General features: G+C 74.7%; 17 protein-coding genes. 10 read left to right on the plus strand and 7 right to left on the minus strand.

The annotated features are described in order from the left end of the window. Positions 1–53 precede the first annotated feature (53 nt). On the plus strand, positions 54–1,124 hold the full coding sequence (locus ACZ56V_RS19745; protein WP_468943823.1) for a hypothetical protein: 1,071 nt from the start codon (positions 54–56) through the stop codon (positions 1,122–1,124). A gap of 37 nt (positions 1,125–1,161) precedes the next feature. Here ACZ56V_RS19745 and ACZ56V_RS19750 read toward each other — a convergent pair whose 3' ends face one another. Both ACZ56V_RS19750 and ACZ56V_RS19755 read right to left on the minus strand, forming a co-directional pair. Then, entirely contained in the window at positions 1,162–2,445 is a 1,284-nt protein-coding gene (locus ACZ56V_RS19750) for an MFS transporter (protein ID WP_468944110.1), read from the minus strand. Positions 2,446–2,526: 81 nt separating this feature from the next. Beyond that, positions 2,527–3,414, minus strand: a complete 888-nt coding sequence (locus tag ACZ56V_RS19755; RefSeq protein WP_468943826.1) for an alpha/beta fold hydrolase — start codon at positions 3,412–3,414, stop codon at positions 2,527–2,529. A gap of 184 nt (positions 3,415–3,598) precedes the next feature. Here ACZ56V_RS19755 and ACZ56V_RS19760 point away from each other — a divergent pair, with 184 nt between their 5' ends. The 5 genes from ACZ56V_RS19760 (at position 3,599) to ACZ56V_RS19780 (ending at position 7,963) form a co-directional block, all read left to right on the plus strand. Continuing rightward, positions 3,599–5,581 (plus strand): AfsR/SARP family transcriptional regulator, encoded by a 1,983-nt coding sequence (locus ACZ56V_RS19760; RefSeq protein WP_468943829.1) that lies wholly within the window; start codon positions 3,599–3,601, stop codon positions 5,579–5,581. 100 nt (positions 5,582–5,681) lie between these two features. Further along, positions 5,682–6,116 carry a PPC domain-containing DNA-binding protein gene (locus tag ACZ56V_RS19765; protein ID WP_398916747.1) on the plus strand — a complete coding sequence of 145 codons (435 nt, stop codon included), beginning with the start codon at positions 5,682–5,684 and terminating at the stop codon, positions 6,114–6,116. An 87-nt stretch (positions 6,117–6,203) separates the two neighbouring features. Further along, positions 6,204–6,629 (plus strand): CBS domain-containing protein, encoded by a 426-nt coding sequence (locus ACZ56V_RS19770; RefSeq protein ID WP_468943832.1) that lies wholly within the window; start codon positions 6,204–6,206, stop codon positions 6,627–6,629. 34 nt (positions 6,630–6,663) lie between these two features. Then, positions 6,664–6,918 (plus strand): DUF6343 family protein, encoded by a 255-nt coding sequence (locus ACZ56V_RS19775; RefSeq protein ID WP_398916745.1) that lies wholly within the window; start codon positions 6,664–6,666, stop codon positions 6,916–6,918. 25 nt (positions 6,919–6,943) lie between these two features. Then, positions 6,944–7,963 carry an RNA polymerase sigma factor RpoD/SigA gene (locus ACZ56V_RS19780; protein ID WP_398916743.1) on the plus strand — a complete coding sequence of 340 codons (1,020 nt, stop codon included), beginning with the start codon at positions 6,944–6,946 and terminating at the stop codon, positions 7,961–7,963. Positions 7,964–7,984: 21 nt separating this feature from the next. Here the strand turns inward: ACZ56V_RS19780 and ACZ56V_RS19785 are convergent, their stop codons facing one another. Both ACZ56V_RS19785 and ACZ56V_RS19790 read right to left on the minus strand, forming a co-directional pair. After that, complete coding sequence (locus ACZ56V_RS19785; RefSeq protein ID WP_398916741.1) at positions 7,985–9,424, minus strand: FAD-dependent oxidoreductase; 1,440 nt, start codon at positions 9,422–9,424, stop codon at positions 7,985–7,987. A 14-nt stretch (positions 9,425–9,438) separates the two neighbouring features. After that, positions 9,439–10,692, minus strand: a complete 1,254-nt coding sequence (locus ACZ56V_RS19790; protein ID WP_467382164.1) for a polysaccharide pyruvyl transferase family protein — start codon at positions 10,690–10,692, stop codon at positions 9,439–9,441. 149 nt (positions 10,693–10,841) lie between these two features. Between ACZ56V_RS19790 and ACZ56V_RS19795 the strand changes: the two genes are divergently transcribed. Further along, complete coding sequence (locus tag ACZ56V_RS19795) at positions 10,842–11,792, plus strand: TerC family protein (protein WP_468943837.1); 951 nt, start codon at positions 10,842–10,844, stop codon at positions 11,790–11,792. Positions 11,793–11,810: 18 nt separating this feature from the next. Here the strand turns inward: ACZ56V_RS19795 and ACZ56V_RS19800 are convergent, their stop codons facing one another. After that, positions 11,811–12,650, minus strand: coding sequence for a helix-turn-helix transcriptional regulator (locus ACZ56V_RS19800; protein ID WP_468943840.1), 840 nt, complete (start codon positions 12,648–12,650; stop codon positions 11,811–11,813). A 103-nt stretch (positions 12,651–12,753) separates the two neighbouring features. Between ACZ56V_RS19800 and ACZ56V_RS19805 the strand changes: the two genes are divergently transcribed. Further along, entirely contained in the window at positions 12,754–13,461 is a 708-nt protein-coding gene (locus ACZ56V_RS19805; protein ID WP_398916733.1) for an SDR family NAD(P)-dependent oxidoreductase, read from the plus strand. Positions 13,462–13,465: 4 nt separating this feature from the next. On the opposite strand, the gene ACZ56V_RS19810 is transcribed toward ACZ56V_RS19805, so the two are convergent. Next, positions 13,466–13,669: a hypothetical protein gene (locus tag ACZ56V_RS19810; protein ID WP_104633438.1), complete on the minus strand. Its 204-nt coding sequence runs from the start codon at positions 13,667–13,669 to the stop codon at positions 13,466–13,468. Positions 13,670–13,805: 136 nt separating this feature from the next. Here ACZ56V_RS19810 and ACZ56V_RS19815 point away from each other — a divergent pair, with 136 nt between their 5' ends. After that, on the plus strand, positions 13,806–14,711 hold the full coding sequence (locus ACZ56V_RS19815) for a LysR family transcriptional regulator (protein ID WP_468943844.1): 906 nt from the start codon (positions 13,806–13,808) through the stop codon (positions 14,709–14,711). A gap of 60 nt (positions 14,712–14,771) precedes the next feature. Here the strand turns inward: ACZ56V_RS19815 and ACZ56V_RS19820 are convergent, their stop codons facing one another. Next, a complete protein-coding gene (locus tag ACZ56V_RS19820; protein ID WP_468943847.1) occupies positions 14,772–15,335 on the minus strand; it encodes an NAD(P)H-dependent oxidoreductase in 564 nt (187 codons plus the stop codon). A gap of 139 nt (positions 15,336–15,474) precedes the next feature. On the opposite strand from ACZ56V_RS19820, the gene ACZ56V_RS19825 reads away from it, so the two are divergent. After that, complete coding sequence (locus ACZ56V_RS19825; RefSeq protein ID WP_468943850.1) at positions 15,475–16,179, plus strand: TetR/AcrR family transcriptional regulator; 705 nt, start codon at positions 15,475–15,477, stop codon at positions 16,177–16,179. The last annotated feature ends 44 nt before the right edge of the window (positions 16,180–16,223 follow it).

The following is a 16,223-nucleotide window of genomic DNA, read 5'->3' on the forward strand; positions in this document are numbered from 1 at the left end:
CCGCATACTGGTGGCCTCGAAGTACCGGATGCGAGGGGGACGGGGCCGTGCGGATGCGGACGGTGTACAGGGGTGAACTTCCGGTCGCCCACGGGCGGTTCCACGTGGACAGCCGCCGGGAGCCGCGGGGGCCGGTGCCCCCGGACGCCTGCGCCGGACAGACCAACGGCCTGTGCGGCGCGGCCGTCCCGGGCTGCCTCTTCCTGTGCACGGGCGTGAGCGGCGGGAGAGTCGCCCTGACCGTCGAGGTGCACGGCGCCGCACCGCCCCTCGACGACCACTGGGAGGACGTGGTGGAGGCGTCCTTCCGGCCGCTGACCGCCTCGACCGCGGTCCTGCCCTGCGGTCACGGCGCGCTGTGCGAGGTGGCCCTGCCGCCCGCCGACCACCGGGTGCGCTACTGCGGACGCGGCCTGGACGGCGGTGCGGCGGCGGCGTCTTCCGCGGCGCCGGTCGGCCAGTACCTGCTGCAGTTCTGGCCGGCCCCGCCCACCGCGGACCGGGTCGTCCGGCAGACGTCACGCGGCGCCGCACACCGGCACCGCCATGCGCGCGCCCTGGGGTCGCCCGTTTCCGGGGAACCGAGCGAGCGGGAGCGCGCCGAGATCCGGTCCTGGGGCGGGCGGCTGCCCAGCCGTCGGGTGCGGGAGGCCGGCGATGTCGCGCGCGGGCTCGTGCCGCTGGACCGGGACCTGCTCGACGCCGTCGACGCGGCGTGCCCGGTCACCCAGCGCGGCCTCGCCCGGTGGGCCGCCCGCCGCGCCTTCACCGCCGCCGGACTGGACGGCGTCGACTGGATCGCGCCCGCGCTGGCCGCGCTGGACCGCGGGGAGCCCCTGCCGACGCCCTTCGACGAACCCCGGCGGACCTGGGACCGCTTCTTCACCGACGACCGCACCGCCCTCACCGTGCCGGACCCGCCCGGCGTCGGCCGGGGCGCCCCGCTGTGCCGGGCCCTGGCCCTGCCCGCCCTCCGCGCGGCCGCCGACCCGGACCCGCTGCGCGCCGCGCTCGGCGCCCTCTTCGCCGCCGCGACAGCCCACGGCACCGACTACCCGTCCCTGTTCGCGGAGGCTCGACGGTGCTTTCCCGGCCTGGGCGGGGGCGCATTGCCGGGGGCGTGACGGTGTCACCGCGTGGCGGAGGGGTGTGCCGGGGGCTTCACGCGTCGCCGGTGGGCTTCGTCAGGGCCGGAGCCGGGGCCGGGGGCCGTCGGGGCAGCAACAGCGGGGTCGTCAGAAGCACGGCGCCCGCGAGCGCGACCGCCGTACGCGTTCCGGTCAGGCCGGCCAGCAGGCCCCAGACCGCGGTCAGCGCCGCGGTCGTGAGCTTCCCGCTGACCGTGTAGGCCGACAGGGTGCGCGCCACCCGGTCCGCGGGCGTCAACTCCAGCCGACGGGTGGCGTACACCGGGTTGTACACGCCGACGGACGTGATCAGCCCGAACTCGACGGCCATCACCAGGACAAGGCCCGCCGTCCCCGGCCCCACGAAGGCCAGCCCGACGGGCCAGCACACGCGCAGCACCCCACTGGTGACCAGCACCCGGTGCTCCCCGAAGCGCGCCACGAGCGGTCCGGCCAGCCGCGAGCCGACCAGCCCGCCGACACACGGCACCGCGAAGGCGAGGGAGTACTGCCAGGGCGCGAAGCCCAGATCGCCCAGCATGAGCACGGCCAGCAGCGGTGCCGTCGCCATGATCAGCCCGTTGACCAGAACCGTGTTGAGGAACAGCGGACGCAGACCCGGCGAGGCGAGCACGTACCGCCAGCCGTCCAGCAGGTCGCCGGCGCGCGGCCGGCCCGCTTCCGTGCGCCGCGGGCGCGGCTCCCCGCCGCCGATCGCGCGGATGCCCAGCGCCGAGAGGAGATAGCTGACCGCGTCGACCGCCACCGTCACCACCGGACCGAAGAGCCCGACCGCGGCCCCGCCGACCGGGGGTCCGAGCAGGGCCGCGGTCCAGGTCGTCGACTCGAACCGGCCGTTGGCCCGCAGCAGGTCCGGCGGCCGCACCAGCGCCTTGAGACAGGAACCGGCGGCGGACCTGAACGTGATGTCGGCCGCGGCGACGACGACCGACACGACCAGCAGCTGGGCGAAGCCGAGCCGGCCGAAGGCGTACGCGAGCGGCACGCTCAGCAGCACCACGCACCGGACCAGGTCCATCGCAACCATCACCGGCCGCTTGCGCCGGAACTCCACCCACGGCCCCAGCGGCACGGCCACCACCGCGCCCACCGCGAGGCCGGCCGCCGCGAGCGCCGCCACCCGTGCCGGTCCGGCGTCCAGCACCAGAACCGCGATCAACGGAAAGGCGTCGAAGGCGAGCCGCGTGCCGAACGTGCTGACCGCGTACGCCGCCCACAACCATCCGAACCCCCGCCCCAACGACTCGCCGCCCACCAGGTTCGACTCGACCACACCCGACTCCGTCACGCCCGACATCAAAGCGAGCCGGGCCGGGCGGATCAAACAACCGTCCTGGCGGCATGTACAACCGATCGTTGTACATGCCCCCGGTGTGCCCTACCGGGCCAGCAGGTCGCGCAGCGCCCCGGCGACCTCGCCCGGCGCCTCCTCCGCCATGAAGTGCCCGCAGCCGACGGTCCGGTGCCGCAGGTCCGGGGCCCACGCCCGCCACAGCGCGGCGGCGTCGTAGCCGAGAGCGGCGCCCCAGTCCTGCTGGAGCACGGTCACCGGCATCCGCAGCCGGTTGCCGTGCTCCCGGTCCGCCCGGTCGTGGTCGACGTCGATACCGGCCGAGGCCCGGTAGTCGGCCACGATGGAGGGCACCGCCTCGCGGGAGGCCTTCAGATAGGCGTCCCGGACGTCGGCGGGCAGGGCGTCCGGGTCGCGGGTCCACACGTCGAGGAAGTGACCGAAGAACGCGTCCGGCGCGGCGCCGATCAGCTGCTCCGGCAGCCCCGGCGGCTGCGCCATCAGATACAGGTGGAAGCCCACCGCCGCCGTCGTGCCGTGCAGGACGTCCCACATGTCCAGCGTCGGCAGCACGTCGAGCGCGGCCAGGTGCGTCACCGCGTCGGGATGGTCGAGCCCGGCGCGCACCGCGACCAGCGCGCCCCGGTCGTGACCGGCCAGCGCGAACCGCTCGTGCCCCAGCTCCCGGGCCAGGGCGACCACGTCGGCGGCCATGGCCCGCTTGGCGTACGCGGTGCCGTCCGGGTCGGCGGGCTTGTCGCTGGCGCCGTAGCCGCGCAGGTCGGGGCAGATGACCGTGTGGTCGGCCGCCAGGTCGGCGGCGACGTGCCGCCACATCAGGTGGGTCTGGGGAAAGCCGTGCAGCAGCACGACGGGGCTGCCCGCGCCGCCGACGGCCACGTGCAGGCCGATGCCGTCGGCGACCGTCACGCGCTCCCGGGTGAAGCCGGGGATGGCCGGTTCCGTGGTGGTCATGGTGGTCAGTGCCTCTCTGTTCCCGCTCGGGTCTGGTCCCGCTCGTGCCACATGTCCCTGTGACGCCTTCGAGGCTGCCGCGCGCGAATCAGCAACCGATCAGCAACCGGCCGGGGGCCCTCCCGCACGCGTACCGTGGTGATCGCACACGCGAGGGCTGATCGGAGCGGACGGAACACGGAACATGGAAGCGGTCACGTTCGGTGTGCTCGGAGCGGTCACCGCCCGGCGCGGCCCCCAGGCGCTCGCCCTCAAGGGCCCCCGGCACCGGGCCGTGCTCGCCCGGCTGATCCTGGCCCGGCGGCGGATCGTCCCGGTCGCCCGGCTGGTCGAGGACCTGTGGGACGAGCCGCCGCCGCGGGCCGTGGGAGCGGTGCGCACTTTCGTCGGGGACCTGCGCCGCGCCCTGGAACCCGACCGCCCGCCGCGCGCCCCCGCCCGGCTGCTCGTCACCGAGGGTCCGGGATACGCCCTCCGCGCGGCGCCCGCCACCGTGGACGCGTGGCGGTTCGAGGCCGCCGTCGCCGAGGCGGACCGGCTGCCGGCCGCTCAGGCACCCGACCGGCTGCGGGCCGCCCTGGGGGAGTGGCGGGGACCCGCCTACGCCGAGTTCGGCACGGAGGACTGGGCCCGCGGCGAACGCTCCCGGCTCACCGAGCTGCGGCTGCGCGCCGTCGAACGCCGCGCGGAGCTGCTCGTGGAACTCGGCCGCGCCGCCGAAGCGGTCCCCGACCTGGACGCCCACCTCACCGAGCACCCGTGGCGCGAGGAGTCCTGGCGCCTGCTCGCGCTCGCCCTGTACCGGACCGGACGGCAGGCGGACGCCCTCGCCGTGCTGCGCCGGGCCCGTGCCCTGCTGGCCGGACGGCTGGGCATCGACCCCGGCCCCCGGCTGCGCCGACTGGAGGCCGGGATCCTCGCCCAGGACCCGGACCTGGACCCGCCCGGCGAACCGGCGGACGCGGCGGCCCGGCTGTGGGCCCGGGCGACCGAGGCGTACGACCGCACGGTCGCCGCCGGTTCCCGGGCCCGCCTGGAATCCACCGTCGGCCTGCTGCGCAGCCTCGCGGTCACCGGCGGCGGTGGCCTGGAGGCCGCCCGGGAGCACCGGTTGACGGCGGTCCAGGCGGCGGAGGAGACGGGCGACGCGGAGCTGACCGCCCGGGTGATCGGCGCCTACGACGTCCCCGCCAACTGGACCCGCAGCGACGACCCCGAACTGGCCCGGAGCCTCGTCGCCGCGGCCGAACGCACCCTCGCCGCCCTCCCGGAGGACCCCGCAGGCGACGCGGCACGCTGCCGCCTGCTGGCCACCGTCGCCCTGGAGTCGCGGGGCGTGCGCTCCCCGCGCGGACCCCGTGCCGCCGCCGAGGCCGAGCGGATCGCCCGCCGCCTGGACGACCCCGCGCTGCTCGCGTTCGCCCTCAACGGCGTCTACATGCAGTCCTGCACCCGCGCCGGACTGGCCCCCCGCCGCGACGCGATCGGCGCCGAACTCGTCGCCCTCGGCACCCGGCACGGCCTGGTCAACTACGAGATCCTCGGCCACCTGGTCCGGCTCCAGGCCCGCTCCGCCCTCGCCGACCTCACCGCCGCCGACGCCCACGCGACGGCCGTGGACCGGCTCGCCGAACGGCACGAACGGCCCCTCGTCGCCGTCTTCACCGCCTGGTACGCGGCCCTGCGCCAGGCCGCCACCGCCGGCCCCTCCGCCGACTCCCACGACCGCGCCGAGGCCGCCTACCGGTCGGCCGCCGGGCGGCTCGACGGCGCGGGGATGCCGGGCCTGGAACGCGGGCTGCTGCCGCTCGCCCTGCTCGGCCTGCGCCTGGCCCACGGGCGGCCCGCGCAGGTGGACCCGCGCGCGGACTGGGGACCGTACCGGCCCTGGGCCGCGCCGTTCGCCCTGCTGGCCGAGGGCCGGGGCACCGAGGCCGGCGGCGCCCTGCGCGCCCTGCCCGAACCGCCGCCCGACCTGCTCTACGAGGCCCTGTGCTGCGCCGAGGCCGCGCTCGCCCTCGCCCTCGGCGACGGTCCGGCGCTGCGGCGGACGTACGACAGGCTGCTGCCCGCGTCCGGTGAACTCGCGGGCGCGGGCAGCGGACTGCTCACCTTCGGACCGGTCGACGGCTGGCTCGACGCGATCCGCCGGGCCCTGGACGCCTGACGGCGTCGAGCGAGGCGTCCTACAGGCGCGCGGAGGCCGACGGGACCGGCGCACGCCGAGACCGGGGTTGCCCCGGCCCGTGCCGGGTACCCGCCGGGCCATGAAGTGGCAGCAGGTCCAGGACGGCCCGTCCGCGGTGTACGTGGTGGTGCTCGACGCGGGAGAGGACGCGGTCGACGAGCTGACCGCCTTCGCCCGTGACCGGTCGCTGGGAGCCGGCCAGGTGACCGCCGTGGGCGCCTTCTCCGAGGCGGTCGTCGGCTGGTTCGACCGGCAGGCCAAGGACTACCGGCCCATCCCGGTCCAGGAGCAGTGCGAGGTGCTGTCCCTCATCGGGGACATCGCCGTCGCCGACGAGGGACCCACCCCGCACCTGCACGCCGTACTGGGCCTGTCCGACGGCTCCACCCGCGGCGGCCACCTGCTGTCCGGCCGGGTCTGGCCGACGCTGGAGGTCGTCGTCCGGGACAGCCCGACGAAGCTGGCCAAGACCCACCGTCCCGACATCGGCCTGGCCCTGATCGACCTGGGCTGAGCCGGCCGCCGCGGCACGGTTCACCGGCCCGGGCGCGGGCCGCGCGGCCCGCGGACCATCCCGTACCAACACTCCGGGAGGCGCGACATGACACAGCGCATCCGAGACGTGATGTCACCGGCAGCGGTGGCCGTGGAGCCCATGACGACCGTGACGCGGGCGGCCCGGCTGATGCGCGAGGAGGACGTCGGCGACGTCCTGGTGACCTACGACTGCGACCTGTTCGGCGTCCTCACCGACCGCGACATCGTGCTCCGCGGCGTCGCCGACGGCCGGGACCCCGACACCACCACGGTCGGAGCGGTGTGCACGCCCCCGCCCGTCGTCACCCTCGGACCCGACGACACCACCGACCGCGCCGCCGAGCTGATGCGCCGCCACGCCGTGCGCCGGCTCCCGGTCGTCGAGCACGGCGGCGTCCCGGTCGGCGTGGTCACCCTCGGCGACCTCGCGACCACCGACGACCCGCACTCCGCGCTCGCGGACATCAGCCGGGCCGCCCCCGGCCACTGACCCGCCCACACCCCCACCGCAGGGGAGGAACGGCATGAGCGAACCGGTCCACGCGCGGAGCGCGCTGCGGCTGCGGCTGCTGCTGTCGGCGGTCTTCGTGCCGCTGTTCCTCGCCGGGACCGTGTTCTTCGGCGTGTGGGCCGCCGACACCGGCTCCGGCGACAGCCCGGGCCGCGGCACCCTCGTGGTCATCGCCGTGGTGTGCGGGGCGCTCGCCCTGCTGGCGGCGGCCGACCTGCTGGTGGTGATCCGCCGGCTGAGCAGCGAACGCGGGACCGGAGCCCCGTGATCCGGAAGGGGACGGAGGAGACGACATGGCGCCCAAGGCACGCACACCCCAGGCACGCACCCGGGACGACCGCCGCGCCACCACCCGCACCGCACGGCTGCGCACCCGGATCCCCGAACCCGATGAGGAACCCGATCTGCTCGGCCAGTACCTGACCCAGATCGGCGCCACCCCGCTGCTGACCGCCGAGGACGAGGTGCGGCTCGCCACCCGCATCGAGGCGGGGGTGCGGGCCCGGGAGGAACTGGAGGCGGCCGACACCGGCGAGCCCGCCCCCGCGCCCGGGCGGCGCCGCGCGCTGGAGGAGGCCGTCCACGACGGCCAGGAGGCCAAGGACCACATGGTGCGGGCCAATCTGCGGCTCGTGGTGTCGATGGCCAAGCGCCACGCCCACCGTGGGCTGCCGCTCCTCGACGTCATCCAGGAGGGCAACCTCGGACTGATCCGGGCCGTGGAGAAGTTCGACCACACCAAGGGCTTCAAGTTCTCCACGTACGCCACCTGGTGGATCCGCCAGGCCATCGAACGGGGCCTGGCCACCCACGCGCGCACGGTACGGCTGCCGGTCCACGTCGTGGAGCAGCTGCAGAAGCTCGCCAAGGTGGAACGCAAGCTCCGCGCGGGCCTCGACCGCGAGCCGACCACCGAGGAGGTCGCCGACGAGAGTGGCATCGACGTGGACAAGGTCGTCTGGCTGCGCCGGGTCGGACGGGACGCGGTCAGCCTGGACACCCCCGTCGACGAGACCGGGGACACCGTCGTCGGCGACCTCATCCCCGACACCGAGGTGCTGCGGGCCCCGGAGGTCGCCGAGTTCCAGGCGCTCGCGGCGGAGTTGCGGGAGGCCGTCGGCACCCTCGCGCCCCGCGAGTCCCTGATCCTCAGCCTGCGCTACGGACTGCACGACGGCCGCCCCCGCACCCTGCAACAGGTCGCCCAGCACGTGGGCCTCACCCGCGAACGCGTACGCCAGCTGGAGAAGGAGTCCCTCGCCCACCTGCGCGCCCCCGAGCACCGGGAACGCCTGCTCGACTGGGCGGGCTGACCGGAGACCGGGCCCGCGGCCTCAGTCGGGCTGCCCCGTCCGCAGCCGGGCCCCCTGCCGCAGCAGTTCCCGCTGGACCATCCGGTAGGGCAGCCCGCGCGGTCCGCGCCCGTGCCGTACGGTCAGCGCCGCGCACACCCCGGCCGCGTGTCCGGTGGCCATGGCGATGGGCATCACCCGGTACGACGAGTGCGCCACGTGCGTCCCGGAGATGCAGCGGCCCGCCACCAGCAGCCGGTCGGTGCCCCGGGGCAGCAGACAGCGCAGCGGGATGTCGTAGAAGCTGCCCCGCGGCACCCTTTTCAGGACGGTGCCGGAGCCGCGCGGGTTGTGGATGTCGACCGGATAGGCGCCGTGCGCGACCACGTCCGGGAAGGTGCGCGCCGCCAGGATGTCGTGACCGGTCAGCCGGTAGTCGCCGAGCACCCGCCGGCTCTCCCGCACACCGATGTGCGTGCCGCTCTGCACCACGTACGCCTCCTCGAAGCCGGGCACACGGGTGCGCAGGAAGCGGTCGATCTGCGCCAGTTGGTGCCGGGCCGTGCACTCGGCGCGGGTGAGGTCCCAGACGCTGGTGCCGAGGACCCGGTTCACCCGGGTGCTGTTGACGGCGACCTCGCGCGGGTGCGGGGTCGCGAAGAAGAGGATGTCCTCGCGCGGCAGCCGCAGTTCGCCGCCCGCCCTGGCCTCCTCGATCAGCTCCCACAGCCCGTGCACACCCCGCCACTGGTCGGGGTGCTCGCGCACGTACGCGGCGAAGTCCGGCCGGGCGAAGTCGGCGACGCGGAACATCAGCGTCATGGGCTGCACCAGACCGTCCTCCGGCCGCCCGATCTCGTACGGCGCCCCGCAGGCCGTCGCCACGTCGCCGTCGCCGGTGCCGTCCACGACCACTCCCGCGTCGATCACCACCGGCCCCGACTTGGTCTCGAACACCACCCGCCAGCCCGAGCCGTCCTCCAGCGGCAGCGCGCCGGAGGCGAAGGAGTGGAACAGCATCCGAACCCCCGACTCGTCCATCATCTCCAGCAGGGACAACTTGAACAGCTCCGGGTCGAAGGGGACCGTGTACCCGGTCTTCGGGGAGGGCGGCAGGCAGCCGCCGCGGCCCATGAGCCGGTCGAGCAACTGCCACAGGACGCCCGCGACCACCGGCTCGCCCTCGCCGTGGTCGGTGGGCAGCAGCCGCGAGGTGTCCCCGGCCTCGGTGAACGCGGCCTGCTTGTGCTCGTTGTGGAACGACATCAGCGGCATCACCAGCGCCACGGTCGCGTTGCCGCCGAGAAAGCCGTACCGCTCCACCAGCACGACGTCGGCCCCGGCGTCGGCCGCGCCGACCGCGGCCGCGAACCCGGCGGGGCCGCCGCCCACCACCAGGACGTCGCAGCGGCCCCCGTGCCGGGCGGGCCGGGGCGGCAGGGTGACGGTGCGGGCGTCGTGGGGCTCTTCGAGGATCGGCATCGCTGACCTCCGGGTCAGGCGTTCAGCGGCCGTGGCTCGGCGCGGTACGGCCCGTCACCGGTCGGCCCCTCGTCCGCCGGCCCTTCATCGGTTGCGGGGGCGCCGCCCGATCCTCGTGCGGCGCCGATCTCGTCGAGCAGGGACCCGCACCGCTCGCAGGTCTCCCGCGCCGACGCGGACAGCTCGCCCATCCGGGTCCGCAGGTCGTCCCGGCGCTGCGGATACTCGTCCCAGAGCCGGTCCACCTCCGCCAGCAGCAGCCCGGCCTGCTCCCGCGCCACCCCCACCAGCGCCGGGGCGCCCAGCCGGCGCGCGAAGTCGAAGACCTTGCCGGAGTACGGCAGCGGAAGCACCGGTACGCCGGTGAGCGCCGCGAAGATCACGAAGTGCAGCCGCATGCCCACGGCCACGTCGAGGTGGCGCATGAAGCCGAGGACCTGCCCGGGGCTGTAGTCGCCGTGCAGGATGCGGCCCTGGTCCGGGGCCGTCATGTGGGACAGCACCGCGTGCGCGTGCCGTACGTCGTGCCGCTCCATCGGCAGGAACACCACGCGCGCGTCCAGCCGGCGGACCAGGAAGTCCGCGACGTCGGCGAGCAGCGCGTGGTAGTCGCCCTCGTCGAGCTTCTCGGCGGCCCGCCCCGGCTCGCGCACCGACATCCCCACCAGCCGGGTGCCGGTCGGGATGCCCTCGTCGCGCATCATCGCCTCGGTGAACGGCTCCGGGGCCAGCAGCAGCGCCGGGTCGGCGGTGACCGCGACCTCCCGCTCCAGGCCGACCTCCTCCAGCACCAGCCGCGACTCCTCGTCCCGCACCACGACGTCGTCCATCTCCGCCAGCACCGTGCGTACGGTGTCCCGGTCCTCCGCGTCGGTCAGCGGCCCGGCGCCGACGGCGTAGGCGAAGGTGGGCACGTGCCGGGTCTGCGCGGCGCGCACCAGCCGCAGATAGCGCCGCGCCTGGCCGTCGTACAGGATTCCGCCGCCGCCCAGTACGAGGAGGTCCAGGCCGGGCAGCACGTCGAGGACGTGGTTGCGGCTGACCCCCTCCCAGGGCACCACCTCGTCGGCGTCGGGGTGGTGCGCCCGGGTGTGCTCCGCGTTCCGGCTCAGGACGACGAGGTGCGCGTCCGGACGCCGGGCGCGCAGACAGCTCAGCACGCAGGTCAGGATCGCCTCGTCGCCGACGTTGAAGCCGCCGTAGGAGCCCAGTACGCCGATGCGCGGGCCGCGGCGGGCGGGGAGCGGATGCGAGGGCCGAAGGTTCATCCGGGGGCTCCCGTCACGTCGGAATCGGCCGGTGCGCGCCGGTCTCGGTGCGTGGGGCCGCGCACGGTGCCGGGTTGCCTGTGCGGCATCCCGGAAACACCCTGACCAAGAACCACCCGTATGCGATCCGTCCCGCACGAGGAGCACCGGTGAACGTCTCCCTCAGCGTCTGGCTGCTGACCGTCGCGGGCCTGTGCGTCCTCGTCGCCGCCGACTTCTTCATCGGGCGCAAGCCGCACGACGTGTCCCTCCGGGAGGCCGGGATCTGGACGGCCGTCTGGGTGGCCCTGGCCTGCCTGTTCGGGGTGGGGCTGCTAATGGTCGGTGGCGGCGGGCCGGGGGGCGAGTTCTTCGCCGGCTACATCACCGAGAAGTCGCTCAGCGTCGACAACCTCTTCGTCTTCGTGCTGATCATGGCGAAGTTCGCGGTGCCCTCGCGGTACCAGCAGCGGGTGCTGATGGTCGGCGTCCTGGTGGCCCTGGTACTGCGCGCCGCGTTCATCGCGGCCGGCGCGGCGATCATCTCCGCCTTCTCCTGGGTGTTCTACCTCTTCGGCGCGTTCCTGATCTGGACCGCCTGGAAGCTCGTCCAGGACGCCCGCAAGGGCGGGCACGAGCAGGAGTACGAGGAGAACAAGCTGCTGAAGTCGATCGAGCGCCGCTTCGGTGTCACCGACCGGTACCACGGCACCCGGCTGTGGATCGAGGAGAACGGCAGGCGGGTGATGACCCCGATGCTGGTCGTGATGCTCGCCATCGGGTTCACCGACATCCTGTTCGCCCTGGACTCCATCCCCGCCATCTACGGGCTGACCCAGGACCCGTACATCGTGTTCACCGCCAACGCGTTCGCCCTGATGGGCCTGCGCCAGCTGTACTTCCTCATCGGCGGCCTGCTGAAGAAGCTGGTCCACCTCTCCTACGGCCTGTCCGTGATCCTCGGTTTCATCGGCGTCAAGCTGGTGCTGCACGCCCTGCACGAGTCCGGCGTCCACGTGCCCGAGATCGGCATCCCGTTCTCGCTCGGGTTCATCGTGCTGGTCCTCGCGGTCACCACGGCCAGCAGCCTGTGGGTCACCAGGCGGCGGGAGCGGGCGTGACGCCTTCGGGCTGACGGGCTACTCCACCAGCTCCTGGGTGCCCAGGACCGTGAGCAGGGCGAGCCGCTCCGCGTCGGCGGTGTCCGGCTCGGCCGTGTAGGCCATGATCCGCAGATCGCTGCCCGCCACACCGAGCACGTCGCAGTCCAGGGTGAGGGGACCCACCCGTGGATGGTCGACGACCTTGCGGGCCGCCTCGTGCCGGCCGACCGCGTCCACCCGCCACAGTTCGTCGAACCGCTCGCTGCGGGCACGCAGCTCCGCGACCAGTCGGGCCAGCTCGCGGTCGGCGGGGTAGCGGGCGGCGGTGGCGCGCAGGTCCGCGACGAGGGCCGCCTCGAAGGCCCGGCGCTCCTCGGGCGTGTACCGGGCCCGGCTGCCCGGCCCGACGAAGTTGCGCCACACGCCGTTGCGCTCCGGGCCCCGCCACCGGGACGGGTCGCCCATCAGCGCCGCGTAGGGCGGGTTGGCGAGCAGCAGCGTCCACGCGGCGTCGTACACGGCGACCGGGGTGCCGGCCAGTCGGTCGAGCAGCCGGTGGACGCTCGGCGGGATGTACGCCGGAACGGTCTCGGGCCCCGGCGGCACCAGCCCGGCCAGCCGGAACAGGTGCGCGCGCTCCTCGGCGGGCAGCCGCAGCGCCCGTACGAGCGCCTCGACGACCTGTGCCGACGGGTTGGCCGCCCGGCCCTGTTCGAGGCGGGTGACGTAGTCGACGGAGACACCGGCCAGCAGGGCCAGCTCCTCGCGCCGCAGCCCCGCCGCCCGCCGGTGCCCGCCCGCGGGCAGCCCGGCCGACTCGGGGGAGACGCGGTCCCTGCGCAGCCGCAACGCCCGCCCGAACTCCGTAGCCGTCATGCACCCCAGTGAACACCGCGGGCGTCCGGTCTTCCTGGTACCCGTGGTCCCAGGAAGACCGGACGCCTGGCTGTCGGCGCCGGCGCGCCGCAGGCTCGGTCCCATGACGACCACACTGATCACCGGAGCCAACAAGGGCCTCGGCTTCGAGACGGCCCGCCGCCTCGTCGCCGCCGGCCACACCGTCTACGCCGCCGCCCGCGACCCCGAGCGTGGCCGCCGCGCCGCCGAGGAACTGGGCGCGCGCCCCCTCGTCCTGGACGTCACCGACGACGCCTCCGTCGCCGCCGCCGTGAAGACCGTGACGGCCGACGGCGGCCTCGACGTCCTGGTCAACAACGCCGGCGTCGAGCAGCGCGGCGAGCACAACTCGGTGACCGGGGCGGCGGACACGACCGCCGACCTGGTGCGCACCGTCTTCGAGACCAACGTCTTCGGCCTGGTGCGGGTGACCCACGCGTTCCTGCCCCTGCTGCGCCGCTCCGCCGCGCCCGTCGTGGTCAACGTGAGCAGCGGGCTGGCCTCGCTGACCGGACTCACCTCACCGGAGAGCCCCGGGTACGGCTACCCGGGCCTCGCCTATCCGGCGTCGAAGACGGCGGTCAACGCGCTGACCGTGCAGTACGCGAAGGCGTTCCCCGGGATGCGGATCAACGCGGTCGAACCGGGCTTCACCGCGACCGACCTGAACGGCAACACCGGCACGCAGACCGTGGCCGAGGGCGCCGAGGTCATCGTCCGGATGGCCCGGCTGGGCCCGGACGGACCCACCGGGGGCTACTTCGACGCGGCGGGTCCGCTGCCCTGGTAGCGGGTCAGCGGACCGCCGGTGTGGGCCTGCCGCGCGAGACCACCCGGGTGCCGTGGCCGTCGACGACGCGGGCCTGGAGCGAACCGCAGGCACACCGGGTCCACAGGGTGCCGCCCGCCCCGGTGGAGTGGGCGGACAGCACCTGGAAGGGTTCGGCACCGTCGGGCCACCCGCAGTGCGGGCAGACGACACCGGTCGTGCTGGGCATGGCGACTCCTCGTCAGTGGTACGTCGGGATGCTGGTGCGGGCCTCGGTCCCACCGTGGCGCCATTGACAGCGTGCGGCCACGGATCCGTTCACGTCCAGGTTGACTTTACGGACTCCACCGTGAAGCGTGCACTTCATGATTGATCTGCGCAGGCTGCACGTGCTGCGGGCCGTCGCCCACTACGGCACCGTCACCGCGGCGGCCCGCGCCCTGCACTTCACCCCCTCGGCCGCCTCCCAGCAGATCCGGCAGCTCGCCCGGGACCTGGGCGTCGACCTGCTGGAGCCGCAGGGGCGCGGGGTGCGGCTGACGGCCGCCGCGGAGAGCCTGCTGGAACACGCCGACGCGATCGAGGCCCGCTGGGACGAGGCCGAACAGGATCTGCGGGCGGGGGAGGGGACCCCGGCCGGGCCGCTGCGGGTGACGGGGTTCCCGGTGGCCGTCGCGGTTCTGCTGGCCCCGATGGCGGCGCGGCTGCGGGAGCGGCACCCCCGGCTGTCGGTGCGGATCCGGGAGGTCGAGGTGGCGGAGAGCTTCGACCTGCTCTTCGAGGGGGAGAGCGATCTGGCGGTGGTGGAGGCGACCCCGGCCAGCCCGCCGTCGGCCGACACGCGCTTCGAGCAGCGGCCCCTCCTGGACGAGCCGTTCGACCTGGTCGTCCCCGCGGACCATCCGCTGGCCGGACGGGAGGAGGCCGACCTCGCCGACGTGGCCCACGAGGGCTGGATCGCGCCGCTGCCGCAGAGCCCGTGCCGGACCCACATGGTGGCGGCGTGCGGTGCCGCCGGGTTCACCCCCGACGTGGTCCATCTCGCGGTGGACTGGAACGTCACGGCCCACCTGGTCGCCCACGGGCTCGGCGTCGCGCTGGTGCCCCGGCTCGCCCGGCTGACCCCCGAGCTGCCGATCGTCCGGGTGCCCTGCGCCGGCCGGCCGCACCGCAAGCTGCTCACCTGCACGCGCAGCGGCGGCCACCGCCGTGCGGCGGTCGCGGCCGCGCTGGAGGAGCTGCGCACGGTTGCCGCCGCGGCGGTGGCCTGACACACGGCGGGACCGGAGCTCTGCCGAGCTCCGGTCCCGTACGACGTGCTCTCGCGCCGGTCAGGCGGCGATGGCCTCGTCCGTGTGGCCGTGCAGCCGGGCGACGACCTCGGCCAGCTGGGCGGCCACCTCGGCGTCGTCGGCCGGGTGGGTCTCGGCGAAGCGGGTGAGCGAGCCGGGGATGGACAGCTTCAGGTCCTCGATCACCTTTCCGCCCGCGATGCCCACGGCCTTGCGGGCCTCGTCCTGCGCCCACACGCCGCCGTACTGGCCGAAGGCGGTGCCGACCACGGCGACGGGCTTGCCGGTGAAGGCGCCGGCGCCGTAGGGGCGGGACAGCCAGTCGATGGCGTTCTTCAGGACGGCCGGGATGGTGCCGTTGTACTCGGGCGAGAAGAGCAGGAAGGCCTGCGCGCCCTGGGCGGCCTCGCGCAGCTTCGCGGCGGCGGCCGGGACGCTGCCCTCGACGTCGATGTCCTCGTTGTAGAAGGGGATGTCGGCGAGCCCCTCGAACAGCTGCACCTCGGCGCCCTCCGGTGCGAACTTGACGGCCGCCTCGGCGAGCTGACGGTTGTGCGAACCGGCGCGAAGGCTGCCGACGAGGGCGAGGATGCGGACAGACATGAGTACTCCCACTACTGGAACAGATGGTGACGGGCGGGCCGAAACCTTGCGGCAACGATCCGGACCGGGGTCCGTTTAATTTCTAACATCCCAAACGGACCGCGGTCCAGTTTTCTTCCCGATGCTTTACGCTGGCTTCATGTCCGCCGCCCCGCCGTACTTCCCGCAGCCCCAGGAGAACGCCGGTCCCCCCGAGCTGCTGCAACTCGGCACCGGGACCGACGAGGACGAGCCCTGCCTGCGGGCCGACGCCGCGCGCAACCGCGCCCGGCTCCTGGAGGCCGCCGAGCGGCTGGTCGCCGAGCACGGCGCGGGCGCCCTCACCATGGAGGCGGTGGCCGCCGCGGCGTGCGTGGGCAAGGGCACGGTCTTCCGCCGCTTCGGCGACCGCACCGGGCTGCTCGCGGCGCTGCTCGACCACTCCGAGCGGAAGTTCCAGGCCGCGCTCCTGAGCGGTCCGCCGCCGCTGGGTCCCGGCGCACCGCCGGTCGAGCGGCTGCGGGCCTTCGGCTGCGCGCTGCTGCGCCGCTCCATCGACGAGCTCGACCTGCTCCTGGCGGGGGAGCCCAGCGCGGAGCGCCGCCACACCTTCCCGCCGCGCCGTTTCCTGCGCCACCACGTGGCACTGCTACTGAGGGAGGCCGTGCCGGACGCCGACAGCGAACTCCTCTCGCACACCCTCATGGCCTACCTCGACGCCGCCCTGATCCACCACCTCACCCAGCAGTGCGGGCTGCCCGCCGAACGCGTACGGGCGGGCTGGCTCGACCTGGTCGCACGGGTCACCCGCACCGACACCCCGGCCCCCGGGACCCAGCCCACGGCCACCGCCCCGTCGGCCTGAACTCCGTCCGTCTCGGACGACGTTGCCCCGCCCGCCGCCCCGCG

The sequence above is a fragment of the Streptomyces sp. NPDC034099 genome (assembly GCF_055575415.1).

Coding starts and splice junctions, on each gene's coding strand:
- ACZ56V_RS19785 (WP_398916741.1), bottom strand. CDS start 9,424: ATGCCGATCCTCGAAGAGCCCCACGACGCCCGCACCGTCACCCTGCCG.
- ACZ56V_RS19820 (WP_468943847.1), bottom strand. CDS start 15,335: ATGTCTGTCCGCATCCTCGCCCTCGTCGGCAGCCTTCGCGCCGGTTCG.
- ACZ56V_RS19765 (WP_398916747.1), top strand. CDS start 5,682: ATGAAGTGGCAGCAGGTCCAGGACGGCCCGTCCGCGGTGTACGTGGTG.
- ACZ56V_RS19745 (WP_468943823.1), top strand. CDS start 54: ATGCGGACGGTGTACAGGGGTGAACTTCCGGTCGCCCACGGGCGGTTC.
- ACZ56V_RS19780 (WP_398916743.1), top strand. CDS start 6,944: ATGGCGCCCAAGGCACGCACACCCCAGGCACGCACCCGGGACGACCGC.
- ACZ56V_RS19775 (WP_398916745.1), top strand. CDS start 6,664: ATGAGCGAACCGGTCCACGCGCGGAGCGCGCTGCGGCTGCGGCTGCTG.
- ACZ56V_RS19805 (WP_398916733.1), top strand. CDS start 12,754: ATGACGACCACACTGATCACCGGAGCCAACAAGGGCCTCGGCTTCGAG.
- ACZ56V_RS19770 (WP_468943832.1), top strand. CDS start 6,204: ATGACACAGCGCATCCGAGACGTGATGTCACCGGCAGCGGTGGCCGTG.
- ACZ56V_RS19760 (WP_468943829.1), top strand. CDS start 3,599: ATGGAAGCGGTCACGTTCGGTGTGCTCGGAGCGGTCACCGCCCGGCGC.
- ACZ56V_RS19750 (WP_468944110.1), bottom strand. CDS start 2,445: ATGTCGGGCGTGACGGAGTCGGGTGTGGTCGAGTCGAACCTGGTGGGC.
- ACZ56V_RS19815 (WP_468943844.1), top strand. CDS start 13,806: ATGATTGATCTGCGCAGGCTGCACGTGCTGCGGGCCGTCGCCCACTAC.
- ACZ56V_RS19825 (WP_468943850.1), top strand. CDS start 15,475: ATGTCCGCCGCCCCGCCGTACTTCCCGCAGCCCCAGGAGAACGCCGGT.
- ACZ56V_RS19810 (WP_104633438.1), bottom strand. CDS start 13,669: ATGCCCAGCACGACCGGTGTCGTCTGCCCGCACTGCGGGTGGCCCGAC.
- ACZ56V_RS19755 (WP_468943826.1), bottom strand. CDS start 3,414: ATGACCACCACGGAACCGGCCATCCCCGGCTTCACCCGGGAGCGCGTG.
- ACZ56V_RS19790 (WP_467382164.1), bottom strand. CDS start 10,692: ATGAACCTTCGGCCCTCGCATCCGCTCCCCGCCCGCCGCGGCCCGCGC.
- ACZ56V_RS19800 (WP_468943840.1), bottom strand. CDS start 12,650: ATGACGGCTACGGAGTTCGGGCGGGCGTTGCGGCTGCGCAGGGACCGC.